Consider the following 22,824-nt stretch of genomic DNA (forward strand, 5'->3'; position numbering starts at 1 on the left):
GCGCCCCCCGGGGCCCCTCGCTCCCCCCCCCCCGTGGCGCGTGGGGGGCTCTAGGCCCCCCCCAGGTGGGCGTTGGGTGCGTTCAGCGCACCCAACGCCACATTGCGGTGTGTCGGGCACGGTGGGGTGAGGGTTAGCGATACTGCTGTGCCCCGAAGCCGTCGGCCACCGTCGCAGCCAGCTCCAGCAGCGCCAGGCGTGTGTCACCGCCGAGGCGTTCCAGCTCGATCTCCGCGCCCTCCTCGAGGTGCGCGTCGAACGGGATGCGGCACACGGCGCGGACCTTCGCGCCGAAGTGGGCCGAGAGCTTGTCGAGGTCGACCGAGCTGCCCTTCGGGCGCACGGAGTTGATGACCACGACCGAGCGCTTCACCAGGTCGCCGTAGCCGTGGGCCTCGAGCCAGTCGAGCGTGGCCGAGGCGCTGCGGGCGCCGTCGACCGAGCCCGACGAGACGACCACCAGCGAGTCGGCGACGTCGAGCACGCCCTTCATCGCCGAATGCATCAAGCCGGTGCCGCAGTCGGTGAGCACGATGTTGTAGAAGTGCTCCAGCAGGTTGACCGTGCGCCGGTAGTCGGTCTCGGAGAAGGCCTCCGACACGGCCGGGTCCTGCTCGCTGGCGAGGATCTCGAGCCGGCTGGAGCCCTGTGAGGTGTACGAGCGGACGTCGCTGTACCGGGTGATCTTCTCGGCATCGCGCAGCAGGTGCCGCACGGTCGCCGTGGTCTCGATCGCGATCTTCTGCGATAGCGTGCCTCGGTCCGGGTTCGCATCCACGGCCACCACGCGGTCGCCGCGCAGCGACGCGAAGGTCGAGCCCAGCGTGGTCGTGGTGGTGGTCTTGCCGACGCCGCCCTTCAGCGAGAGCATCGCGATCTTGTAGCACCCACGCAGCGGCTGGTTCACGCGCGCGATCAGCTCGCGCCGGCGCGTGTCGGCCGGGCTCTCGCCGGGGTTGAGCAACTTGCCCGTGCCCACGTACAACGCCTTGCGCCAGCCCGACTGCGGCGTGCGCTTGGCCTGCTTCACCAGGTGCGCGGTGGTGAGGTCGTCGGGCACGGCCGAGTGCCGGCCGCCCGGCTGCGGCAGGCCCGAAGGCTGCTGCTGCGACGGCGGTTGCTGCTGCGGGTAACCCGCGGGCGGGTACTGCTGCTGCGGCTGCAGCGGCGGGAGGTTCTGGTCGTACTGCTGCTGCGCGTACCCGGGCGGAACCTGGCCCGGCTGAGCAGGCTGCCCCGGCTGAGCGACGGGCTGACCCGGCACGGCGTGCGGGCCCGAGTTCGGGTTGGGCGAGGCCACGACCTGGGTCGGCTGGGCCTCGTACGCATCCGCGGCCGGGTGCGGCGTCGAGTCCGTGCGTTCGTCGGAGAACAGATCGGTCGCTGGTTCCGGAGCGGGTTCGGGCTGTGCCTGAGCCTGCTCGGGCTGCCCTGGAACACCGCCGGACTCCGCCCGGGTGGCCGCCTCTTCGCTGGGTCCGGTCACCGCTGCCAACCTCCCGATCGCACCGCCTGCTGGATCCTCAGGTATCGACGGTAGTCGGGTGGAGGCCTACGTTCCGCGTGGACCCCCGGTCAGTTCACCCCTGCGTACGAGTGCAGCCCGGCAGTCACCAGGTTGACGAAGAACAGGTTGAAGATCGTCACCGCGAAGCCGACGATGTTGATCACGGCCGCCCGCGTGCCGCGCCAGCCCGCGGTGGCACGGGAGTGCAGGTAGGCGGCGTAGACGACCCACGCGATGAAGGCGACGGTCTCTTTCGGGTCCCAGCCCCAGAACCGGCCCCACGCGGCCTCGGCCCACACCGCGCCGCACAGCACGCCGAAGGTGAAGATGGGGAACGCCACGATCGTGGCGCGGTAGGCGATGCGGTCGAGCACGTCGGCGGCCGGGAGCTTCGGGCCGAAGCCGGAGAACTTGGCCGGGTTGCGGTCATACGCGGTGCGGAAGAGGTAGAGCACGCTCGCCACACCGGGCACCAGGAACACGCCGGAGCCGATGATCGCGGCCGACACGTGAATGTAGAGCCAGTACGACTGCAGCGCTGGCACGACCGGCGCGGCGACGGTGTAGAGCAGCGTGCCGTTGATGAACATCAGGATCACCACGGGCAGCAGCAGGAAGCCCGTGAGGTGGCGCACCGGGAACTTCCTGATCACGATCAGCCATGCGACCACCGTGATGAAGGTGACCGCCATGCCGTACTCGTACATGTTGCCCCACGGCGCGCGGTGCACGGCGAGGCCGCGCAGCACGATCGCGGTGAGCTGCAGCAGCGCGCCCAGCACGAGCAGCGAGGCACCCATGCGGCCGATGCGCTCGGGGCGGCCGACCTCGCGCGGGGCCTCGGGCGCGGCCGGGTTGTCGGCGTCCTCGATCACCGGCCCGCCGGCGCCGACCAGCGACTTCTGCGCGCTGCGCGCGTGCGCCTGGCGACCCTTGGCGCCGAAGGCCTGCTCGAACAGCGACAGCAGGAGCGCGAGGACGTAGATCGCCACCGTGGTGGTGTAGAACCAGTCGCTGTACTGGGACAACGTCTCGTTGATCTGCATGCCTCAGCTGCCTTTCCGGCCCGTGACCAGCCGTTCGCTGATCCGCTGGAACTCTTCGCCGTACCCTGCCTGGTCGGTGCGCGCCAGCCCGGCGACCTCGATGACGGTACCCGCGTGTCCGTCGTCACCCGGGCGCACCCGCACCCACACCCGCCGCCGCTTGACCAGCAGCGATCCACCCAGCCCCGCGAACATCACGATCGCGAAGCCGAGCACGTACACCTGCGTGGGGTCGTGGGAGATCTGGAGGTTCACCCACTTGTTCACGCCGTCGAAGCGGACCTTGGTGCCGTCGTCGAGCGTGACCGACTGGCCGACGGCCAGGTTCTGCCGCGCGACGCGCTTGAGGCGCCCGTCGGCCACGCGGTCCTGGTCGACCTCGAACACCGACTGCCCGCGGCCCGCGTCGAGGCCGAGGTCGCCGCGCAGCACGTCGACGGCGACCATCGGGTTGTTCAGCTCGGGCGCGGTGGAGGTGAGGATCCCACCGTGGACGAACGACGTCGGCGCGAGCACCCCGGTGATCGCGAGCTGCTTGGTGCGCCGCTGGATCTCGTCGGTGACGCCGGGCTGGTCGAACTTGGTGGCGCCCTGCGAGAGCATCGTGGTCGTGTCGGTGGGGCGCCACTGCGTGTTCTGCGTGCGCTGCTCGCCGTTCGGGAACGTCACGGTGAACTGGGGCGAGTAGCCGTTGCCGAGCAGGTAGACGCGGTCGCCCGCGGTGCGCAACGGGTCGTTGACCTGGAGGTTGAAGGGGCGCCAGGTGTTGGTCTTGAGGTCGTCGCCCGACTGGAACTGGATGTTCGAGTGGTAGTAGTCGGCCTCGCCGCTGGGCGTGTAGCGCGCGGTGAAGTCGTTGACCTTCACGCAGAACGCGTCGAGGTCGGTGCCGTCGATGCGCAGGCCGGCTTCGAACGAGTCGTAGTTGTAGATGCCGGAGTTGCAGAATTGGCTGCCGTCGGCCTGGACGATGACCTGGCCCTCGTAGCTGTAGAGCTTGCCGAGGGCGAAGAAGATGATCAGGCCGAGCATGCCGAAGTGGAACAGCAGGTTGCCGGTTTCGCGCAGGTAGCCGCGTTCGGCGGAGATGGAGAAGCCGCCCGCGGCAGCGTCTGCCTCGTCGCGCTCGATCTTGCGCCAGCCGGAGAGCTGCTTGCGCACGTCCTCACGGATCGACTCGGGCGTGCGCGAGGTGCGGACGATGCGGTGGTGCGGCATGCGCGCGAGGTTGCGCGGCGTCAGCACGGGCTTCGCACGCATCTGCCTGACGTAGTCCCAGCTGCGCGGCGTGAGGCAGCCGACGAGCGAGATCATCAGCAGCAGGTAGATCGCCGAGAACCAGACGCTGGAGTAGACGTCGTAGAACTGCAGCTTGTCGAGCAGGGTGCCCCACCAGCCGTGGTTGGTGATGTACTCGTCGACCTTGGCCGCGTTGAGCCGGTTCTGCGGCAGCAGGGCGCCGGGCAGCGCGGCGAGCGCCAGCAGGAACAGCAGCACGAGCGCGGTGCGCATCGACGTGAGGCCGCGCCAGGTGTTGCGCAGGAAGGCGAGCAGCTGTTTGCCGGCCGAGGGCCGGTACGGGCGCTGCGGGCTGGCCGGGGGCGCTTCGGTGGTGGTCACAGTGGCAGCACCAGGTTCGAGGCGACGGAGTTGCGGAGCCAGCCCATGACGTCTCCCCAGAGTCCGGTGACGAGCAGGATGCCGACGACCATCAGCAGCCCGCCGCCGATGAGCTGCACGCGGCGGCCGTTGCGGCGCAGCCAGTCGGTGGCACGCACGGCCCAGCGGGCGCCGAGCGCGATCAGCAGGAACGGCAGGCCGAGGCCCAGGCAGTAGACGAGCACCAGCAGGTACCCGCGCGCGGCCGCGCCGCCCGTGGCGCTCGCGAGGCTCGTGACGGCCGAGAGCGTCGGGCCGATGCACGGCGTCCAGCCGAGTCCGAACACGGCACCCAGCAGCGGCGCGCCCCAGATCCCGCCGCCCGGCACGCGGTGCGAGCGGACCTCCCGCTGCAGGCCCGGGATCCAGCCGAGGAACACCAGTGCCATCGCGATCGTGAGCACGCCGCCGATGCGCTGCAGCAGGTCCTGGTTGATCAGCAACGTGTCCGCGAGCCAGACGAGCGTGCCGAGCGTCGCGACGAACACCACGGTGAACCCGAGCACGAACAGACCCGCGGCGCCAAGCACGGCGTAACGGCCCTTCTTGCGTTCCTCGTCGGCACTCACCGCCGGCGCGTCGGCTCCCACCAGCGCCGCCAGGTACGCCAGGTACCCGGGCACGAGCGGCACCACGCAGGGCGACGCGAAGGAGATCGCGCCGGCCAGCAACGCCACGCCCGCGGCGAGCAGCAGCGGTCCGGAGATCGCCAGCTCGGACACGGAGTTCACGCACTTGAGAGTAGGCAGTGAGCTTCGCGTGAGACGGGCGGGGGCAGCTCACAGGACGTACGCCACAACCCGAACGGGACCAAGGTCCCACTCGTTACCGGCGCGGCCGGACGGATCCGACCACGCCGGCCACGAGTGAGCGAGCGGGCGGGCTACTTCTCGGCCAGCAGGCCCTTCACCGTCGGCATCAGGTCGGACGCCAGGACGTCCCGCAGGAAGATCGCGGCGACGCGGTGCTGCTTGTCGAGCACGATGGTCGACGGGATGAGGTTGCGGGGGTAGCCCTCGAGGCTCAGCAGTACGCGGCCCGAAGCGTCCCAGATGGACGGGTACGTGATGCCGCGGTCGCGCACGAAGTCCTGGGCGACCGAGCGGGCCGGGTCGCGGACGTCGAGGCCGATGAGCTTGGCACCGAGCGGAGCCATCTGCTTGCTGGCGGACTCGAGCTCCGGCGCCTCTGCGCGGCACGGGCCACACCACTGGCCCCACAGGTTGATCACCAGGACCTGGCCGGGGAAGTCGGCGATGGAGAGCTGTTTGCCCTCGTTCATGAGGTCGTCGCCGGCCAGCGTGGGCGCGGTCTGGCGCTGCGCGATCGGATACTTGATGTCGACCTGGCCGCCCGGCGACACGAAGCTGAACGTGCCGCCGGAGACGACCGCGTCCTTGCCCGTGGAGCAGCCCGCCACCAGCAGCGCGGCGGCCAGCAGAGCGCCGATCGTCCGCTTCATGCGCCTGTCACCTTCGGATCCGTGGTGCCCGCCGGCTCACTGTAGACGATGTCCACGAGGGCCTCGCCGTCGAAGATCAGCGACGTGAGCGAGGCCAGCGAGCACTGACGATTGCGCGGGTCGTGCCACAGGCGCTTGGCCTCGAGGAACCGGCGCAGCGTCCAGATCGGCAGCTGGTGGGACACGCACAGCGCCTCGCGCCCCTCGGCCTGCTCGCGGGCGCGGTACACCGCGCCGAGCATCCGGTGCGCGATCTCCACGTACGGCTCACCCCACGACGGGCGGAACGGGTTGACCAGGTGCGGCCACGCCTTGGGCTGGCGCAGCGCCCCGTCGCCGACGGCGACGCGCTGGCCCTCGAAGACGTTGCCCGCTTCGATCAGGCCTTCGTCGGTCGCGATGTCGAGGCGGTGGGCGGCCGCGATCGGCGCCGCCGTCTCCTGTGCGCGCTGCAGCGGCGACGCGACGACGTGCGCGAGGTCGTGGCCCGCCACGGCTTCCGCGACGGTGAGCGCCTGGCGCTGCCCGCGGTCGGACAGCCGGAAGTTCGGCAGCCGGCCGTAGAGGATCTTGTCGGGGTTGTGGACTTCACCGTGGCGCAGGAGGTGGACGACAGTGGTCACGGCTTGACCGCCTGGGCGGCGGCGCGGGCGGCGGCCGGGAGGGCCGCCTCGATCACGCCGAACGCTTCGTCATCCATCGCGGCGTTGACGAACCACGCCTCGTACGCGCTCGGCGGCGCGTACACGCCGGCGTCGAGCAGCGCGTGGAAGAAGGCCGGAAAGCGCCAGGTCTCCGTGGCCTGTGCGCCCGCGTAGTCGCGGACGGCGCCGTCTGCGAAGAAAACGCTCACGAGGTTGCCGGCGTATTGCACGTTGTGCGTGACGCCCGCTTCGGTCAGCGCCGCGTCGAAGAGCCCGCCGAGCCGCTTCGCGTTGGCGTCGAGCGCCGCGTACACGGCGTCGTCGGCCGCGCGCAGGGTCGCGAGGCCCGCGGCGACGGCGACGGGGTTCCCCGACAACGTGCCGGCCTGGTAGACGGGACCGCCCGGCGCGAGCTTGGCCATCACGTCGGCGCGGCCACCGAACGCGGCGGCCGGCAGCCCACCCGACATGACCTTGCCGAACGTGTAGAGGTCGCCGGCCACGCCTTCGAGGCCGAACCAGCCCGCGCGCGAGACGCGGAAGCCCGTCATGACCTCGTCCATGATCAGCAGCGCGCCGTGCTCGTGGGCGATTTCCGCGAGGCCCGCGTTGAACCCGGCATCCGGGGCGATCGCGCCCATGTTGCCCGCGGCCGCCTCGGTGATCACCGCGGCGATCTCGCCTTCGTTCTCCACAAAGGACTTCCGCACGGCGTCGAGGTCGTTGTACGGCAGGACGATCGTGTCGGCGGCCTGCGCGCCCGTGACGCCGGGCGAGGTCGGCAGGCCGAGCGTCGCGACGCCGGAGCCGGCCTGGGCCAGCAGCGCGTCGACGTGGCCGTGGTAACACCCGGCGAACTTCACGATCTTCGCGCGGCCGGTGAACCCGCGGGCGAGGCGGATCGCGCTCATCGTCGCCTCGGTGCCGGAGTTGACCAGGCGCACCTGCTCGACGGGCTCGACGCGGCCGATGATCTCCTCGGCCAGCTCGACCTCGCCGATCGTCGGCGTGCCGAACGACAGCCCGCTCGTGGCGGCCGCGCGCGCGGCCTCGACCACCTGCGGGTGGGCGTGCCCGAGGATCATCGGGCCCCAGGAAGAGACGAGGTCGACGTAGCGGTTGCCGTCGGCGTCCCACAGGTGCGGGCCCTCGCCGCGGACCATGAAACGCGGGGTGCCGCCGACCGAGTTGAACGCCCGCACCGGCGAGTTCACCCCGCCCGGGACGGCCGCCTTCGCGCGTTCGAACCAAACCTTGGACTGCTCGGTGCCAGTGCTCACCCGTCCAGTCTCGCAAATCCCCGAGCGTTGCCGGCGGCCGACGTCGCCCGCGTGGGCCGCAGTCCGCCATTGCGCTGCTCGTTATCGATCCGACCAAAGCCACGCCGGGGACGGTTTCGAACGTGGTAAACCTCCGTTTGGTGCCCACCTGCGGTTGGTCGGATTGGTAACCTGCCGACCACGGGTGGTCCAGCCAGGCGCGGCCCGAGCCGCCGGGAACGGGGAGGGCAACGTGACCACGCCCACGCACAGGCGCAACCCCTGGGTCGTGCTCGTGGTGTTCTTCGTGCTGGTTGCCGTGGTCGCCATCGTGGGCTCGCTCGCGGCCACGTCCGCGCCCGAGATATACGCGCGGCTCGTGCTGCCGGACTGGGCGCCGCCGGCGAAGCTGTTCGGTCCTGTGTGGACAATCCTGTACGTGCTGCTCGCGTTCGCCGGATGGGTCTACTGGCGCACGGACGGCGAAACGCAGGGCTTCGCCATGTACGGCGTCAGCCTGCTGTTCAACCTGCTGTGGACGCCGCTGTTCTTCGCGGGCGGCTCCACACGGCTGGCTTGCGTGGACATCATCGTGCTCGGCTTCACCACATTGATGACGATCGGTCTCTTCTACCGCCGCTCACGCCTGGCCGCGGTGCTGCTGCTGCCGTACTTCTTCTGGATCGTGTACGCGACGGCGCTGAACGTGGCGATCATCGCGCTGAACGAGACCCTCAACTAGCTTCGCGCGCCACCGCGGCGGCCGTGGTGACCAGCGCGCCGACCGGGCGGGCCAGGACGCGGGCGGGCGCCGAGGCGACCACCGCGAGCGGGTGGCCTCCACCTCGATCTTGAGAAGGTCACACCGGTCGAGGAACGTGCCCCGCGCCAGTGAGGACCGGTTCCGTGGCGCCTTCGACGTCCATCCACAACGCGAACGGGTCTGGTACGGCGGCGAATTCGTGGTCGAGCGTCGTGGCCGCGACGGTGACCTCTTCGTACTCGACGTCGTCGAGCCAGTCGTCGCCCGTGGCACAGGAGGGAGTTGCAGCCCTCGACGCGGTCGTCGGCGAGGCTGGCCCTGTCGGTGATCACGAGGAACGCGACCACGCCGGGTTCACCCGCCAGCGCTTGGTGGCGGTAGTCCACACCACACGCGGCGTATCCGTGGCAGCGGTGAACTTCTATTGCGCGTAAGGGTTTTCCTCACACGCCACCACTGCGCACTCCGGCACCGCTTCGGCGACCTTCAACGACGTCTCGGCCTCGAACCCACCGGCTTCGACGAAAATTCAGGGCCACAGCAGGGAAACCAGGTCGAAAACAGTGCGTCGAGTTCCCCGGAATCACCGCCGTCCGGGGTCCGGTGCGGGCACGATCGGACACGGAACCGGGGACCACCGGTTGGCGGCACCCCGCCGGGCACCTAATCCTGGATGCGGTAACGCTCGGCGACGGCGTGGAAAGCCGCCTTGGGCTCCCACGGCAGGCCGGGGTACGTCGTGCCGCTGCGGCCTTCCAGCACCTTGACGATGCCGCCGCCCGCGAGGTCGAGGTCGTCGCGGGGATCGCCGTCGGGACGGTGCGGGTGCGTGCGCAGGGCGAAGAGGTAGACGAACGCGCCGTCCACGCCTTCTTCTTCGAAGATCTCCAGCAGCTCGGTCAGGTATCGCGCTTGGCCGGGCTCGTCGCGTTCGTAGACGTCGTTCAGCCGGATCGGCCGGCCGTGCTCGTCGTTCTCGACGATCTCCATGCTGCGCGGCGCGACGTCACCCGCGCCGCGCCAGGTGGCCGTGCCGAACCCCGTGATGACCACGGGTTTGTCCTGTTGTGTCAACGTCCGCACGCCCTCGCGGAACACGTCCGCCACAGCGGCCGAGCGGATCAGCTCCAGCGTCGTGAAGTCGAACAGATCCCAGTCGATTCCTTCGAACTGGATGGCCGCGTAGGTGACCTTGCCGCCGAAGGTCTTGCGGATCGAGGTCACGGCTTCGCGGAAGAAGTCGTTGAGCCGTTCACTTGCCTTCGCCGGACGCGCGGGCCGGTCGGCCGGGCTGCCGAGCAGCCACCCGAGGCGCTGCTCCAGCGTGGCGCCGTCGGCGAAACCCCGGACCATCACGGACAGCTCGGCCCCGGCGACGAACACGACCTCCGCCCCGGTGCGCCGGATTCGCTCGGCGCGTTCGGCACAGTCGGCGAACAGTTCGTGCAGCTCGTCGACGGTCAGGTCCAGCGGGTACGGCGAGAACCAGACCTCCAGGCCAAGCTCGGCCGCGAGCCGGCCGGCGGTCTCCAGCCGCTCGGGGACGCCGCCGACGAGCTGGACGGCTGTGCAGTGCAGGTCGTCGCGGATGATCGTGAGCTCGCGCCGGACCACGTCCGCGTCGAAGTCGGCCCAGGAAGTGGCGCCGTTCTTGAGGAAACCGGTGTCGTAGGCAATGCCGTTGGCTCTCATGGCGCAAGGCTAACTCCAAATCTTGCGTGCACGCAATATTGCCTATACGCAGATTTTCGGCTTTACTGGGCCGGTGACCGGTCTGCGTGAACGCAAGAAGCAAGCCACCCGCACGGCGTTGAGCGAGGCGGCGCTGCAGCTGGCGGTGGAACGTGGGCCGGAGAACGTGCGGGTCGACGACATCGCGGAAGCCGCCGGGGTCTCGCCGCGGACGTACAACAACTACTTCTCGAGCCGGGAGGAAGCGATCGTCTTCGCCGTGACCAACGGTCGTGAATCGCGGGTCGCGGCCGCCGTCCGCGCTGCTCCGGACGGCTTGGCGGACGCGGTGGTGGAGGCCGTGGTCACGCAGTACACAGAGCCCGGCGAGGACGCCCGCGAAGCGCTGCTGCTCATCACGACGAGCCCGGCGTTGCGCACCGCGTACGCGCACTCCGCGACGGCCCTGGAACCGCCGTTGACCTCCGTGCTGGCCGAGCGGGTGCCGGACGGGCCCACTGCCCGCGTGCTGGCGGCCGCGGTCGCCGCGGCAGTGCGGATCGCCCTCGAACAGTGGGCCCAGCCCGTGACCTCGGGTTTGGTCGTGGTGTCGGGCTCGCTGCCGGACTTGCTGCGAGCGGCTCTCGCTCCGCTGGTGCCGGCGCTGACCGCCGCTCAGGCCAGGCCGGAGGCGGACAGCGGGTCGTAGCCGGGCGTCCGGATCAACTCCTGCAACTGCCTGCGGCGGACGCCGACATTGCTGCCTTCGAGGACCGGGTACGACAGCGCGTCCATCAGATGGCGGACGAGCGGGAAGTTCTCGTCGTAGGCGGTGACGCCGACGACCTTGACCAGGTCGTTGATCACCTCAACTGCGGTTTCGGAGCCGAACACCTTGGCGTGCAAGGCGAGTTCGGGTCCGCTGGGGTGCAGCACGAACTGCCCCGGCCAGACCACGGAGTCCGCCGCCCCCTGCCGGGTGTGGCAGCGGCCTTCGAGCTGCAGGTTCAGGAAGTAGAACGCGCCCTCGGTGTCCGACACCTCCCGCGGCCCGTGCCGCGTGGCCTGCGCCTGAGACCGGATCCGCGCCCGGTTCACCTCCGCGAGCGCCCGCATCTCCACGCTGGAGGCGAACCCGGCCCCGCGCTCCTTGCGGCTCGGCGTCAGCGGCACGAACGCCCGGCAGATCACCTCGTGCCAGTAGTCGAACTGTTCGCGCTCCGGCAGCCGTGAGACGTCCCAGATCGCCACGACGCCTCCTCTCCGCGTCCTTTCGCGCGGACGATAACCGGTTACCGACCAAACGGTAAGTAATCGAGTTTCACAGGGTCAGCGGGCCGGCTGCTGCACGATCGCCTGCGCCGCGACCGTGCCGTCGGAGCCGGGGCGGCCCTGGACCGTGACGGTGGCGCCGGGTTTGAGGTCGGAGAGCTTGCCGGGCTGGGTGAGGCCGACGGTGGTGGAGTCCGAAGTGGACACGGTGACGTCGGTGCCCTGCAGGGTTTTCAAGGTGACGGTGGTGCCGTCGACCTTTTCGACCGTGCCGACGGTGCCGCGGCCCGCGCCGCCGCGGGCGCCGGTGAAGCCACCGGCGCCCTGTTGGCCGGCGCCTTCCTGGCCGGTGCCGGTTCCCGGGCCCGTGCCTTGGCCGGTGCCGCGCCCGCCGAAGCCGCCGCGGGCGCCACCCTGCTGGCCGCCGGTGCGGGCGGCGGCACCGCCGCCACCGCCGGAACCGGAGCCGAAGGCCGCGTGCGTCCAGGCGCCGCCGGCGAAGGACAGGGCGATCACCAGCAGGCCGGCCAGCACGAACGTCGGTTTGCCGAACGGCTTGGCGACCCGCTTCATCTCCTGGTTCAGATCGCCGTCGACGGCCGGGGAGGCGACGATCTCTTCAGCCGAGGGAGTGGCAGCCAACGGCGCCGTCACCGGCGGGAACTCGGTCGTCGGCTCGTCGGGGACGGGGTTTCCCAACCCGGGCGACTGGGTGGACGAAGACATGTGCGAAGGCTCCTACTCGTGCCGGAGGGCGTCGATCGGGCGCAGGCGCGAGGCCCGGTTCGCCGGAAAACTGCCGAAGAAGAGACCGATCAGCGCCGACACCGCGAAGGCCAGCACGATCGACGACGGCACCACCACCGGGGTGATGCCCGCGAAGCTGAACTGGCTGCCGACCACGCCGATCACCACGCCGAGGAACCCGCCGAACAGGCTCAGCATCGTCGCCTCCGCCAGGAACTGCCCGAGAATCGCCGAGCGCGGCGCGCCGATCGCCTTGCGGATGCCGATCTCGCGGATCCGCTCGGTCACGGTCACCAGCATGATGTTCGTGACGCCGATTCCGCCCACCAGCAGGGAAATCGCCGCGACGGCACCGAGCAGCACGGTGAACGTCTGCGTGGCCGACGTGCGCGTCGCCAGCAGCTGCTCGGAGTTCTGGATCTGGTAGTCGGGAGGGCCGCCGAGACGGATGCCGTGGCGCGCGTTGAGGATCGCGGTGATCTCGGCCTGCGCGAGCGACACGGAATCGGCCGACGTGGCCTGCACGGCGATCTGGCTCAGGTTGCCGTAACCCGCGAGCGAGTTCTGCACCGCGCTGATCGGGGCGATGGCGACGTCGTCGGCGTTCTGCAGCCCGGCGCTGCCCTTGGCCTGCAGCACGCCGACCACGGTGAACTGGATGCTGTTGAGCAGCACGTTCTTGCCCACCGGCTCCGCGGTGCCGAACAGGGCCTGCGCCGTGGTCGGGCCCAGGACCACGACCTTGCGCGCCTGCGTCACGTCCTCGGTGGTGAACAGCGCGCCGTCGGCGATTTGGCGGTTGGTGGTGGTGAAGTAGGCCGGCTCGGTGCCCGCGACGCTGGAGATGTCGTACGACGTCTGCCCGTATGTGGCCGTCGCGCTGGTGTTCACCACCGGCGACGCGGCCTTCACGTCGGGCGCGCCGACCGGGTCCACGAGCGCGTGGGCGTCCTGCACGGTCAGCGGCCGCGCCTCGCTGCCCTGCCCGCCGCCGCGAGACGGCGACACGTTGACCACGTCCGTGCCCAGGCCCTGGATGCTGGCGGCGATGGCGGCCGAAGCGCCGTTGCCCACCGCGACCAGCAGGATCACCGACGCGACGCCGATGGTGATGCCGAGCGTGGTGAGCGTCGAGCGCAGCTTGTTGGCGGTGAGGCCGCGCACGGCGAAGCGCAGCACCTCGAACACGTTCACGCGACCACTCCGACGCTGCGGTTGAGTTCGTCGGCCACGATTCGCCCGTCGCTGACGCGCACGACGCGGTGCGCGTGTTCGGCGACCTCGTCCTCGTGCGTGATCACGACGATGGTGCGGCCCAGGGCGTTGAGCCGGTCGAACACGCCCAGCACGTCCTCGGTGCTGGCACGGTCGAGGTTGCCGGTGGGCTCGTCGGCGAGCAGCAGCGCCGGCCCGGTCACCAGCGCCCGCGCAACGGCGACGCGCTGTTGCTGCCCACCGGAAAGCTCACTCGGCAGGTGCTTGGCGCGCTCGGTGAGCCCCACCATCTCCAGCGCGGCCAGCGCTCGTTCCCGCCGCGCGGACCGGCGCAGTCCGCTGTAGACCAGCGGAAGCTCCACATTGGGCAACGCGCTCGTGCGCGGCACAAGGTTGAACGACTGGAAGATGAACCCGATCTTCCGGTTGCGCAGCAAGGCGAGCTGGCGTTCGTTGAGGTCCGCGACGCTGAACCCGTCAAGCAGGTACTTGCCCGACGTCGGCACGTCGAGGCAGCCCAGCATGTTCAGCAGCGTCGACTTGCCGGAGCCGGACGCGCCCATGATGGCCACGTACTCCCCCGGCCGCACCACGAGATCGACCCCGCGCAGCGCGTGGACGGCCGTCTCGCCGGCGCCGTAGGTCTTGCGCAACCCGGAGACCGCGATCACGGGTTTCATCCGCGTCCCCCGCCACCGAAGCCACCCTGGCCACCGCGGAAGCCGCCGCCGGCGCCGCCGGTCCCGCCGAAGCCACCGAGCCCACCGGTGCCGACGCCACGCTGACCCGCGCCGCCGGTGGCCGTGGTCGGCGACGCGGCCGTGAGCACCACGTTCTCGCCTTCGGTCAGGCCCGACTTGATCTCCACAGTGGACTCACCGCGCACGCCGATCTGCACCTGCTGGGGCACGTTCCGGCCGTTCTCCTGGATCGTGACGACGTTCGTCGTGCCCGCCGTGGTGACCGCGGCCGCCGGCACACTCAGCACGTTGTCGGCCTCCGCGACGGTGATCACCACGCTCGCCGACTGCCCGGGCCGCAGCCCCGACGGCGGGTTGGTGAGCGTGAGCTGCGCACCGTAGGAGACGACGTTCCCGCTGGTCGTCGGGGTGAGCTCGACCTTCGAGACAGACGCGGAGATCGGCTGGTCGGGCGAGGCGTTGAGCGTGACGGTGGCCTTCTGACCCGCCTTCACCTTGCTCACGTCGATCTCGGCGACCGAGGTGTCCACGAGCAGGTTGGTCATGTCGGTGATCTCGACGAATCCGCCGGCCGACGAGCTGCTCGACGAGCTCGCGGACGAGCCCTGGCCGTTTCCGCCGTTGCCGCCGGAGCTGCCGTTGCTCGCGGAGCTCCCCGACCCGCCGCTGCCGGCCTGCTGTCCGACGGTGCCGTTGACCGCCGTGACGGTGCCGGCACCCGGCGCGGTGAGCACCGTCGCGTCGACGGCCGACTGAGCCGTGTCGACGTCGAGCTGCGCCTGGTCCACTTTGGCCTGCAGCGAGGTGACGGACTCCTGGCTCTGCTGCTGGCCCTGCCCCTGGCCGCCTCCGGAGCCCGAAGTGGTCGAGGTGTCCTCACCGGTGGCGAGGTTGTCCTCCGCCACGGCGAGGTTGTCCTTGGCCACCTGCAGCTGTTTCTCAGCCTGCGTCGAGTCGATCGTGGCGAGCTTCTGCCCCGCGCTCACCACGTCGCCGACCTTCACGTCGATGCTCGTGACCTTGCCGGAGGTGGTGAAGTTGGCGGCGCCGGTGTAGCCGCTCGAGAGGGTGCCCGCGGCGGAGACCGTTTCGGTCACGTCGCCGCGGCGCACCGGGGTGGTGCGGGTCTGTGCCTGGGCGGTGTTGCCCGCCGGCGTGAATGCTTGGTAGATCCCGAAAGCCGCACCGCCGAGCAGTACGACCAGCACCCCGTTGATGACCCATGTCCGGGTACGCAGCCGCGTCATGGGCGCAACACTGGTGGCGCTGCTTAGCAGTCAGCTGTTGGTTCCCTGTGGGCCAGCTGTGGATGTGGCGCCTCGAGTTGCGGGCTCAGTGCTTCTTCCGGCGGTGCCGCGCACTCACCGCGAGCAGCAGCTGACGAACCGCGTCCACCACGAGCACGGCACACAGCGCGCCGAGCGCGAGCGCCCCCGCGATGTGCCCGCCGAAGTACCGCTGCGAAGCCAGCTGGGCGCCGTCGCCGGCGGTGGTGACGACCGTGACGACACCCGCGTGCCACAGCAGGAACGCCAGCCACAGCACGACCGCGGCCACGACCAGCTCGCCGAGTGCCACGAACGCGCGCCACGGCTGGTTGAGCCGCGCCGCCTTGGCCGGATCCCCGGGCCACAGGTCGGCGCCGGTCGGCTGGGGAAGGTCGATCACGGGATCAAGCCTCTCAGGTTTCGGGCCCTGCGTCATTTCGCCTCGTTCGCCTCGACCAGCCGGGTGAGCGCCGCCTTCAGCGCCTCGACGTCACGGGCCCACGCGAGCACCACCGTGCCGTCGTCGAGCTTCACGGGCAGCTCGTCGTACTTGTTCGGCACGCTCCAGCCACCGCCGAGCACGCGCGCGCCGACGGGAGTGCCGACGTCGGTGACGTCCGCGATCCGCTTGGCCTCGACGCTTTCGCGGCCCTGGCGCAACGCCTGCGTGGACACCTCCAGCGAGAGGAACCGCCGGCGCGCGTAGACCCACGGGACGGTGAGCCCGCAGAGCGCGACCGCGATCAGCAGCCACGGGATCCAGTGCACCGGGCCGCCGGTCGCCAGCTCCGCCACCGCGCCGAGCGCCGCGAACAGCGGCCCCCAGACCAAGGACACCCAGCCGACGCCGGGTTCGGAGTAGAGCGTGCGGTCCATTACAGGTTCTTGCCGACCTTGGGGAAGAAGTCCCTGTTGCTCGGCAGGAACAGCAGTGCCACCAGGATCACCAGCAGCAGCGACGACACCACCGAGAACACGCTGCGCACGAGCCCGAGCTGGAACACCAGCCCCAGCAGCGCGAGCATCGCGACCACGGTCCGGGCCGAGCGCGTGCCTTCGCGGGCCTTGTAGGCGAACAGCACCATGATGATGCCGAAGCAGAGCGCGCCGACGAACAGCGCCCACACGAGCAAGGTGGCGTTGGACTCGAGCTGCGCCATGTCGAGCTTGCGGCCCGGCGGCGTCGCTTTCACGGCCTGGTCGACGAGCTGCTGCTTGAAGAAGATCGTGACGACCTGGCCGACCAGCAGCACCACGGACGCGACGATCGTGAGGATGAACGCGGCCTGCACCGGTCCGGGAGCCTTCGCCTTCGGCGGCTCCTCGGCGTTCTGCATGTACCCGGGGTACGACGCCACGGGCGGCGCTTCGGGGTAGCCGGCTGGGAGCTCGTTCGCCTGTTCCTCCGCCTGCTCGGTCTGCTCGACCTGCTCGGCTTCGTTCGGCACAGGCTCCGGCTTCGCCAGGTCGTCGCTGGTCAGCCCCGCGGGTTCGGCGGTGTTGTCGTCCTTCTCGGCCACTCGTGGACTCTAGCCCAGTGCGGGCTCAGTCGAGCCAGGCGGCGGCCTCGGTGGCCCAGTACGTGAGGATCAGATCGGCGCCCGCGCGGCGGATCGACGTGAGCACTTCCAGGATCGTGCGCTCGCGCTCCAGCCAGCCGTTGGCCGCGGCGGCCTCGACCATCGCGTACTCGCCGGAGATGTTGTACGCCGCCACCGGAACCGGCGAGATGTCCGCCGCCGACTTGATGACGTCCAAATAGGACAGCGCTGGCTTGACCATGATCATGTCGGCGCCCTCGCCGAGGTCCAGCTCGATCTCGCGCAACGCTTCGCGCGCGTTGCCCAGATCCTGCTGGTAGGTCTTGCGGTCGCCCTTGAGCTGCGAGTCGACGGCCTCGCGGAACGGGCCGTAGAACGCGCTGGCGTACTTGGCCGAGTAGGCGAGGATGGCCTTGTCGTTGTGGCCCACCTCGTCGAGCGCGCGGCGGATCACGCCGACCTGGCCGTCCATCATGCCGCTGGGGCCGAGCACGTGCGCACCCGCTTCCGCCTGCGCCACGGCCATTTCCGCGTACACACGCAGAGTCGCGTCGTTGTCCACCGCGCCGTCCGCGTCGAGCACGCCGCAGTGGCCGTGGTCGGTGAACTCGTCGAGGCACGTGTCGGCCATCAGGACGGTCGCGTCCCCGAGTTCCTGGCGCAGGTCCCGCAGTGCGACGTTGAGGATGCCGTTCTCGTCGACCGCGCCGGACCCCTCGGGGTCACGCGTCTCCGGCACGCCGAACAGCATCAGCCCGCCCACGCCGGCGTTCACGGCGTCGACCGCAGCCTTCCGCAGCGTGTCCCGGGTGTGCTGCACAACCCCCGGCATGCTCGAAATCGGCCGCGGCGCGTCGATGCCTTCGGCCACGAACATGGGCAGAATCAGCTGACGCGGGCGAAGCGTCGTTTCACCGACCAGCCTGCGCATGGCCGGCGTGGTACGGAGCCTGCGGGGTCGATGCTCGGGGAACACGCCGTCCACCGTACTCCCGCTGCTCGCCGCACATTTCGGCTGCCCTCGGGAAAAACCACGTTCTGACAAGGTGTCTGGAAACCGCGGGAGACGAAAAAGGGCTGGCTTTTCGCGCGCTCCACCCTCGCCCTACGCACAAGGCCCCTCCTTGCCGGAGCAAGAAGGGGCCTTGCGGTACGAAACCGTCAGCTCCGACGCGCGCGCTTCGCCTTGCGCGGCGGCGGCAGAGCGCCCTCCGCGCGAAGCCGGGCGGCGTGCTCCGCCAGGGCGTCCACCAGGTGCGGCACGTCGGCCTTCTCCGGCTGGACGTCGACGCGCAGGCCGAACTCCACGGCGGTTTCCGCGGTCTTCGGGCCGATGCACGCGACCAGGGTGCGCGTGTGCGGCTTGCCGGCGATGCCGACCAGGTTGCGCACCGTCGAGGACGAGGTGAAGCAGACCGCGTCGAAGCCGCCGGTCTTGATCATCTCGCGGGTTTCGGCCGGCGGCGGGGCGGCGCGCACCGTGCGGTAGGCCGTGACGTCGTCGATCTCCCAGCCGCGGTCGCGCAGGCCGGCCGACAGAGTCTCGGTGGCGATGTCGGCGCGCGGGAGCAGGACGCGGTCCACGGGGTCGAGCACGTCGTCGTACGGCGGGAACTCGGCGAGCAGGCCTTCGGACGACTGCTCACCCGAGGGGATCAGCTCGGGGATGATGCCGAACGAGCGGACCTTGGCGGCCGTCGAGGCGCCGACGCAGGCGATCTTCACGCCGGAGAACGCGCGGGCGTCGAGGCCGAACTCTTCGAACTTCTCCCACACCGCGCGCACCGCGTTGGTGGAGGTGAAGACGATCCACTGATAGCGGCCGTCGACGAGGCCCTTCACGGAGCGCTCCATCTGCGCCGGGCTGCGGGGCGGCTCGACGGAGATCGTGGGCACCTCGTGCGAGGTCGCGCCGTGGCTGCGCAGGCGGTCGGCCATCTCGCCGGCCTGCTCCTTGGTGCGCGGCACCAGGACCTTCCAGCCGTAGAGCGCGCGCGACTCCCACCACGACAGCTTCGAGCGCTGCCCGGCGGCCTGCCCGACGGTCACGATCAGCGGGCCGACGAGCTCACCCGCGTCGTTGCCAAGCGTGGCGAGGGTGGAGTCGAGCGTGCGCTGGGTGTTGATGGTGCCGTTGGCCGTCACGGCGACGGGCGTGGACGGCGGCATGCCCTTCTCCGTGAGCCGGCTCGCGGCCTCGGCCAGGTGCGCCGAGGTGGCGTGCAGCACGAGCGGGCCGGGCTGCGCGGCGAGCGCCGCCCAGTCGACCTCGCCGCGGACGTCGACTTCGGTGTGGGTGCCGCCCAGTGCGACACCGGCGTAGGCCGGCACCGCGGCGCCGGGGGAAACGCCCGGGATCACCTCGAACACGGCGGACGTGCGGGCCACGGCCTGCACCTCGTTCACCACGGCGGGGGTGGTCAGCGGGTCGCCGGCGACCAGGCGCAGCACGAGCCGCCCGGCCTTGGCCTCGGTGGTCAAGTCCTTCGACACGTCGGCGGGCTCACCGACGGCGGGCCGGACCTCGGCGCCGGGGGCGGCGAAGGCGAGGACAGCGGCAGGCACGTCGGGATCGGTCACCACGACCTCGGCCTTGGCGAGCAGCTCCTGGGCGCGGACTGTGAGCAGCCCGGCGTCACCGGGGCCCGAGCCCACGAAGGCGACGCGCCCAGCGGTCTTGCGAGCGGGGGTCATCTCTGGCGTTTCTCCTGTCAGGCGGCCGGATACGTCATCGGCCGCAGGTGTGTGGTGCTGGTCGTTCGGATGCGGTGCGGGGTGCGTCACTGGGTGGGGCCGGACAGCAGTGCGCCGGCGCCCAGGTCGAGAAGCTCGGCGGCCAACGTCCGGCCGAGCTGCTCTGCCTCGGCGAAGTCGGCGAGTGCGGAAGCCCGCAGCATGTCGACCGCGCCGTTCTCGCCCTCGACGGCCGCGGTGCCGCGCAGCGAGATCCGTTCCACGACCGCGCCCTCGGAGTCGAGGTCCTCGACGATCTCGGCGAGCGCACCCACGGGTGCGCTACACCCCGCCTCGAGCGCGGCCAGCAGGGAACGCTCGGCCGTCACCGCGGCCCGCGTGCCCTCGTCGTCCAAACTGGACGCGAGCAGGTGCTCCACGTCCACGTCTTCGGCCCGGCACTCCACCGCCAGCGCCCCCTGCGCGGGAGCGGGCAGCATCTGGATCGGGTCGAGGGTCTCGGTGATCGCCCCCACCAGACCGATCCGGGCCAGTCCGGCACGCGCGAGCACCACGGCATCGAGCTCACCGTCGGTCACCTTGCGCATGCGGGTATCGATATTGCCCCGGATCGGCACGATTTCCAAACCGAGGCCCAGCGCGAGCAGCTGCGAGGTGCGCCGCGGCGCCCCCGTGCCGACCTTCGAACCGGGCGGGAGCTCACCCAGCGTGAGCCCGTCGCGGGCGATCAACGCGTCGCGCGGGTCCTCGCGCGGCGGCACGGCGGCGAGCACGATGCCGGCCGCCGGCGCCGTGGGCAGGTCCTTGTACGAGTGGACGATGACGTCGATTTCCTTGCGCAGCAAGGCTTCCCGCAGCGCCGAGGTGAACACTCCGACGCCGATCTGCGGGATCGGCTTGCTGGAGACGTCGCCGGGGGTGGTCACGCGGACGATCTCGACCTCGGCGCCGGTGGCGCGGATCTTGTCGGCCACGGTCTCGGTCTGCGCAACGGCGAGCTTGCTACCGCGCGTCCCGATGCGAATCACTCTGTCCACTGCTTACTTCTTCTCGATGTCTGGCGGCACGGCGGTGGGGCTCGCCACAGCCGCGGGGGCCTGCGGGTCGAGGCAGAACAGCTCGCGCAACGCGTTGGCGTAGTCGGTGTCGGCCGTCTCGGCGGCCAGCTGCTTCACCCGCACTGTGGGCGCGTGCAGCAGTTTGTCGACGACACGGCGAACCGTGCGGCCGACTTCTTCGCGGACCTGCGTGTCGAGGTCCGGGAGGCGGTTGTCCAGACGCAGCAGCTCCGCGTCGACCACCTCGGCCGCGCGGCGGCGCAGCGCGGTGACGGTGGGCGTGACCTCGGCGCTGCGCTGGCCGGCGAGGTAGTCGCGCACCTCGTCGAGCACGATGCCGTTGGCCTTGATCGTCTGGCGTTCGGTGGTCGGGGCGCCGGCGTCGCGCATGCGGCGCTGGATCGTCTCGAGGTCGACGACGGTCACGTCGACCAGGTCGGCCACGCCGGCGTCGACGTCCTTCGGCAGGCCGAGGTCGCACACCACGAGCGGGCGGCCCCCGCGGGCGGGCACGTGCTCGGCCAGGAAGACGGCGTCCTGCGCGCCGGTGCACGACACGACGACGTCGGCCTTCGCCACGGCGTCGGCCAGCTCGGACAACGGCACGGCGCGCGCGGGCACGCCCTCGACCGCGGTCTTCTCGGCCAGGCGCGCCGCCTTGGCCTCGGTGCGGTTGGCCACGGTGATCTCGCCGATGCCGGCCTTGCGCAGGTGCGACGCGGTCAGCGCGCCCATCGAGCCGGCGCCGACGATCAGGGCGTGCTTGCCCAGGAGGTCGCCCGCGGCGGCCAGCGCCTCGGACACCACGGAGGCGCCCAGCTGGTCGAGACCCGTCTCGGAGTGCACGCGCTTGCCGACGCGCAGCGTCGTCTGGATCAGCTCGTGCAACGTGCGCCCGACGGTGCCGGCATCACGGGCGGTGGCGTAGGCCGAGCGGACCTGGCCGAGGATCTGCGTCTCGCCGACGACCATCGAGTCGAGGCCCGACGTCACGGAGAACAGGTGCTCGACGGCCGCGCCGGCGTAGTGCACGTAGAGGTTGTCGTAGAGCTCCGCCGGCTCCATGCCGGCCTGGCGGGCGAGGACGTCGGAGACGTCGTTGACGCCGCCGTGGAACGTCTCGACCACCGCGTAGACCTCGATGCGGTTGCACGTGGAGACCAGCATGGCCTCGCTCACGTGCTCGGCCTGCTGCAGCTCGTGCAGGACCTTCGTGACCTCTTCGGCGGGCACGGCGGCCCGTTCGAGCGTGGTCAGCTCCGCACTTCGGTGGGAGAGCCCGACCGCCAACACGCTCATCCGCGCACCACCATTCCAAGACCGCCGTCTGCCTGTCCGTTGCCGCTGCCGTTACTGCCATTGTCGATCGGCAGGCCGGCGTCGGGTAACCCGGTATTCCCCTGAATTGCCAGGGCGTCATCGGCACGGCGAGCCACGTGGAACGAGAGGATCTGCAGTTCGACCGCCAGGTCGACCTTGCGGACCTCGATGTGCGCCGGCACCTGGAGCACCACCGGCGCGAAGTTCAGTATGCACTGGACGCCGCCCGCTACCAGCCTGTCGCACACGGACTGCGCAGCGGTAGGAGGTGTGGCGATGATCCCGATGGAAATCTGCCGTTCGGAGCAGACGCGCGGGATCTCGTCGAGGTGCGAGACGGGCAGACCCCCTACGGGAACCCCGATGAGGTCGGAGTCGAGGTCGAACAGCGCCTCGACGGGGAACCCGCGGCCGGGGAACCCGCCGTAGTTGGCCAGCGCGTGGCCGAGGTTACCGATCCCGACCACCGCGACGCGGTGCTGGCGGGTGAGGCCGAGGATGCGTTCGATCTGGCTGACCAGCACCTGCACCTCGTAGCCGACGCCACGCGTGCCGTACGAGCCGAGGTAGGAAAGGTCCTTGCGCAGCTTGGCGGAGTTCACACCCGCGGACGCGGAGAGCTCTTCGCTGGAGACGGTGGTCGCGCCCTGCTCGGCCATGCCGGACAGGACGCGGAGGTAAACGGCGAGGCGCGCGACGGCCGCTTCGGGGATCTGCTTGGCGCGGACGGCGGTCTCGACAGCGCTGTCGACAGCGGGCATCTCTGCTGTGGGCGCGTTGTCGGCATCAGGCGTTGCCCGCCGGGCGCGGCCGTTGCCCTTCGCAGCCCGGCGGGGTGGTTCAGCGGGCGGTTCGGCACCGCTGCGCCTCCCCCGCTGTGTCACCACGCCGGCCTCTCCTCAAGATTGGGTCGCATCTCTTGACCCCGCGACGGGAGTCCGGTTCAATGCCGGGCCTTTGCGGGACGACTCCCTACGGTAGTCCACTTGTGAACGCA

The 22,824-nt window shown here is 70.6% G+C and carries 23 protein-coding genes and 1 pseudogene; 2 read left to right on the plus strand and 22 right to left on the minus strand.

What is annotated here, in order from left to right:
- Nucleotides 1-133: 133 nt before the first annotated feature.
- The 7 genes from AB0F91_RS14580 to hemL form a co-directional block, all read right to left on the minus strand.
- On the minus strand, nucleotides 134-1,486 hold the full coding sequence (locus tag AB0F91_RS14580) for an AAA family ATPase (RefSeq protein WP_360597726.1): 1,353 nt from the start codon (nucleotides 1,484-1,486) through the stop codon (nucleotides 134-136).
- An 89-nt stretch (nucleotides 1,487-1,575) separates the two neighbouring features.
- Complete coding sequence (gene ccsB, locus AB0F91_RS14585) at nucleotides 1,576-2,553, minus strand: c-type cytochrome biogenesis protein CcsB (RefSeq protein WP_360597728.1); 978 nt, start codon at nucleotides 2,551-2,553, stop codon at nucleotides 1,576-1,578.
- Between the two features lie 3 nt (nucleotides 2,554-2,556).
- Nucleotides 2,557-4,173: a cytochrome c biogenesis protein ResB gene (locus AB0F91_RS14590; protein ID WP_360597730.1), complete on the minus strand. Its 1,617-nt coding sequence runs from the start codon at nucleotides 4,171-4,173 to the stop codon at nucleotides 2,557-2,559.
- A complete protein-coding gene (locus tag AB0F91_RS14595; protein WP_354867153.1) occupies nucleotides 4,170-4,943 on the minus strand; it encodes a cytochrome c biogenesis CcdA family protein in 774 nt (257 codons plus the stop codon). Before AB0F91_RS14595 ends, AB0F91_RS14590 begins: the two co-directional genes overlap by 4 nt.
- A 152-nt stretch (nucleotides 4,944-5,095) precedes the next feature.
- On the minus strand, nucleotides 5,096-5,674 hold the full coding sequence (locus tag AB0F91_RS14600) for a TlpA disulfide reductase family protein (protein ID WP_360597732.1): 579 nt from the start codon (nucleotides 5,672-5,674) through the stop codon (nucleotides 5,096-5,098).
- Nucleotides 5,671-6,297: a histidine phosphatase family protein gene (locus AB0F91_RS14605; protein ID WP_360597734.1), complete on the minus strand. Its 627-nt coding sequence runs from the start codon at nucleotides 6,295-6,297 to the stop codon at nucleotides 5,671-5,673. The genes AB0F91_RS14600 and AB0F91_RS14605 overlap by 4 nt, the downstream gene beginning before the upstream one ends.
- A complete protein-coding gene (gene hemL / locus AB0F91_RS14610) occupies nucleotides 6,294-7,598 on the minus strand; it encodes a glutamate-1-semialdehyde 2,1-aminomutase (RefSeq protein ID WP_360597736.1) in 1,305 nt (434 codons plus the stop codon). Before hemL ends, AB0F91_RS14605 begins: the two co-directional genes overlap by 4 nt.
- A 232-nt stretch (nucleotides 7,599-7,830) precedes the next feature.
- Between hemL and AB0F91_RS14615 the strand changes: the two genes are divergently transcribed.
- Complete coding sequence (locus AB0F91_RS14615; protein ID WP_360597738.1) at nucleotides 7,831-8,319, plus strand: TspO/MBR family protein; 489 nt, start codon at nucleotides 7,831-7,833, stop codon at nucleotides 8,317-8,319.
- A 118-nt stretch (nucleotides 8,320-8,437) separates the two neighbouring features.
- On the opposite strand, the pseudogene AB0F91_RS14620 reads toward AB0F91_RS14615, so the two are convergent.
- A pseudogene (locus AB0F91_RS14620) lies at nucleotides 8,438-8,587 on the minus strand (FkbM family methyltransferase); the annotation flags it as partial.
- A gap of 416 nt (nucleotides 8,588-9,003) precedes the next feature.
- Nucleotides 9,004-10,032 carry a hypothetical protein gene (locus tag AB0F91_RS14625; RefSeq protein WP_360597739.1) on the minus strand — a complete coding sequence of 343 codons (1,029 nt, stop codon included), beginning with the start codon at nucleotides 10,030-10,032 and terminating at the stop codon, nucleotides 9,004-9,006.
- A 73-nt stretch (nucleotides 10,033-10,105) separates the two neighbouring features.
- Here AB0F91_RS14625 and AB0F91_RS14630 point away from each other — a divergent pair, with 73 nt between their 5' ends.
- A complete protein-coding gene (locus tag AB0F91_RS14630) occupies nucleotides 10,106-10,720 on the plus strand; it encodes a TetR/AcrR family transcriptional regulator (RefSeq protein ID WP_360597740.1) in 615 nt (204 codons plus the stop codon).
- Here AB0F91_RS14630 and AB0F91_RS14635 read toward each other — a convergent pair.
- The 13 genes from AB0F91_RS14635 to AB0F91_RS14695 all read right to left on the minus strand — a co-directional run bounded on the left by AB0F91_RS14635 (nucleotide 10,687) and on the right by AB0F91_RS14695 (nucleotide 22,714).
- Nucleotides 10,687-11,262: an acyl-CoA dehydrogenase family protein gene (locus AB0F91_RS14635; protein WP_360597742.1), complete on the minus strand. Its 576-nt coding sequence runs from the start codon at nucleotides 11,260-11,262 to the stop codon at nucleotides 10,687-10,689. The genes AB0F91_RS14630 and AB0F91_RS14635 overlap by 34 nt on opposite strands.
- Before the next feature lie 78 nt (nucleotides 11,263-11,340).
- A complete protein-coding gene (locus AB0F91_RS14640) occupies nucleotides 11,341-12,009 on the minus strand; it encodes a DUF5666 domain-containing protein (protein ID WP_360597743.1) in 669 nt (222 codons plus the stop codon).
- A gap of 12 nt (nucleotides 12,010-12,021) precedes the next feature.
- The gene (locus tag AB0F91_RS14645) at nucleotides 12,022-13,224 is read right to left on the minus strand and encodes an ABC transporter permease (protein WP_360597745.1); all 1,203 of its coding nucleotides are present in this window, start codon (nucleotides 13,222-13,224) and stop codon (nucleotides 12,022-12,024) included.
- The gene (locus AB0F91_RS14650; protein WP_360597746.1) at nucleotides 13,221-13,925 is read right to left on the minus strand and encodes an ABC transporter ATP-binding protein; all 705 of its coding nucleotides are present in this window, start codon (nucleotides 13,923-13,925) and stop codon (nucleotides 13,221-13,223) included. Before AB0F91_RS14650 ends, AB0F91_RS14645 begins: the two co-directional genes overlap by 4 nt.
- Nucleotides 13,922-15,193 carry an HlyD family efflux transporter periplasmic adaptor subunit gene (locus AB0F91_RS14655; protein ID WP_360597748.1) on the minus strand — a complete coding sequence of 424 codons (1,272 nt, stop codon included), beginning with the start codon at nucleotides 15,191-15,193 and terminating at the stop codon, nucleotides 13,922-13,924. Before AB0F91_RS14655 ends, AB0F91_RS14650 begins: the two co-directional genes overlap by 4 nt.
- An 85-nt stretch (nucleotides 15,194-15,278) precedes the next feature.
- Nucleotides 15,279-15,614: a hypothetical protein gene (locus AB0F91_RS14660; protein ID WP_360597750.1), complete on the minus strand. Its 336-nt coding sequence runs from the start codon at nucleotides 15,612-15,614 to the stop codon at nucleotides 15,279-15,281.
- 32 nt (nucleotides 15,615-15,646) lie between these two features.
- On the minus strand, nucleotides 15,647-16,090 hold the full coding sequence (locus AB0F91_RS14665; protein WP_360597751.1) for a hypothetical protein: 444 nt from the start codon (nucleotides 16,088-16,090) through the stop codon (nucleotides 15,647-15,649).
- Nucleotides 16,090-16,734 (minus strand): hypothetical protein, encoded by a 645-nt coding sequence (locus AB0F91_RS14670; RefSeq protein ID WP_360597753.1) that lies wholly within the window; start codon nucleotides 16,732-16,734, stop codon nucleotides 16,090-16,092. The genes AB0F91_RS14665 and AB0F91_RS14670 overlap by 1 nt, the downstream gene beginning before the upstream one ends.
- 25 nt (nucleotides 16,735-16,759) lie before the next feature.
- Complete coding sequence (gene hemB / locus AB0F91_RS14675; protein WP_360597755.1) at nucleotides 16,760-17,731, minus strand: porphobilinogen synthase; 972 nt, start codon at nucleotides 17,729-17,731, stop codon at nucleotides 16,760-16,762.
- Between the two features lie 185 nt (nucleotides 17,732-17,916).
- Nucleotides 17,917-19,449 carry a bifunctional uroporphyrinogen-III C-methyltransferase/uroporphyrinogen-III synthase gene (locus AB0F91_RS14680; RefSeq protein ID WP_360597757.1) on the minus strand — a complete coding sequence of 511 codons (1,533 nt, stop codon included), beginning with the start codon at nucleotides 19,447-19,449 and terminating at the stop codon, nucleotides 17,917-17,919.
- Between the two features lie 86 nt (nucleotides 19,450-19,535).
- Nucleotides 19,536-20,486: a hydroxymethylbilane synthase gene (gene hemC, locus AB0F91_RS14685; RefSeq protein WP_360597759.1), complete on the minus strand. Its 951-nt coding sequence runs from the start codon at nucleotides 20,484-20,486 to the stop codon at nucleotides 19,536-19,538.
- 3 nt (nucleotides 20,487-20,489) lie between these two features.
- Nucleotides 20,490-21,806 carry a glutamyl-tRNA reductase gene (locus tag AB0F91_RS14690; RefSeq protein WP_360597761.1) on the minus strand — a complete coding sequence of 439 codons (1,317 nt, stop codon included), beginning with the start codon at nucleotides 21,804-21,806 and terminating at the stop codon, nucleotides 20,490-20,492.
- Nucleotides 21,803-22,714 carry a redox-sensing transcriptional repressor Rex gene (locus AB0F91_RS14695; protein WP_360597763.1) on the minus strand — a complete coding sequence of 304 codons (912 nt, stop codon included), beginning with the start codon at nucleotides 22,712-22,714 and terminating at the stop codon, nucleotides 21,803-21,805. The genes AB0F91_RS14690 and AB0F91_RS14695 overlap by 4 nt, the downstream gene beginning before the upstream one ends.
- Between the last annotated feature and the right edge of the window lie 110 nt (nucleotides 22,715-22,824).

It is taken from the genome of Amycolatopsis sp. NPDC023774, from assembly GCF_040639695.1.
Taxonomy (GTDB): domain Bacteria; phylum Actinomycetota; class Actinomycetes; order Mycobacteriales; family Pseudonocardiaceae; genus Amycolatopsis.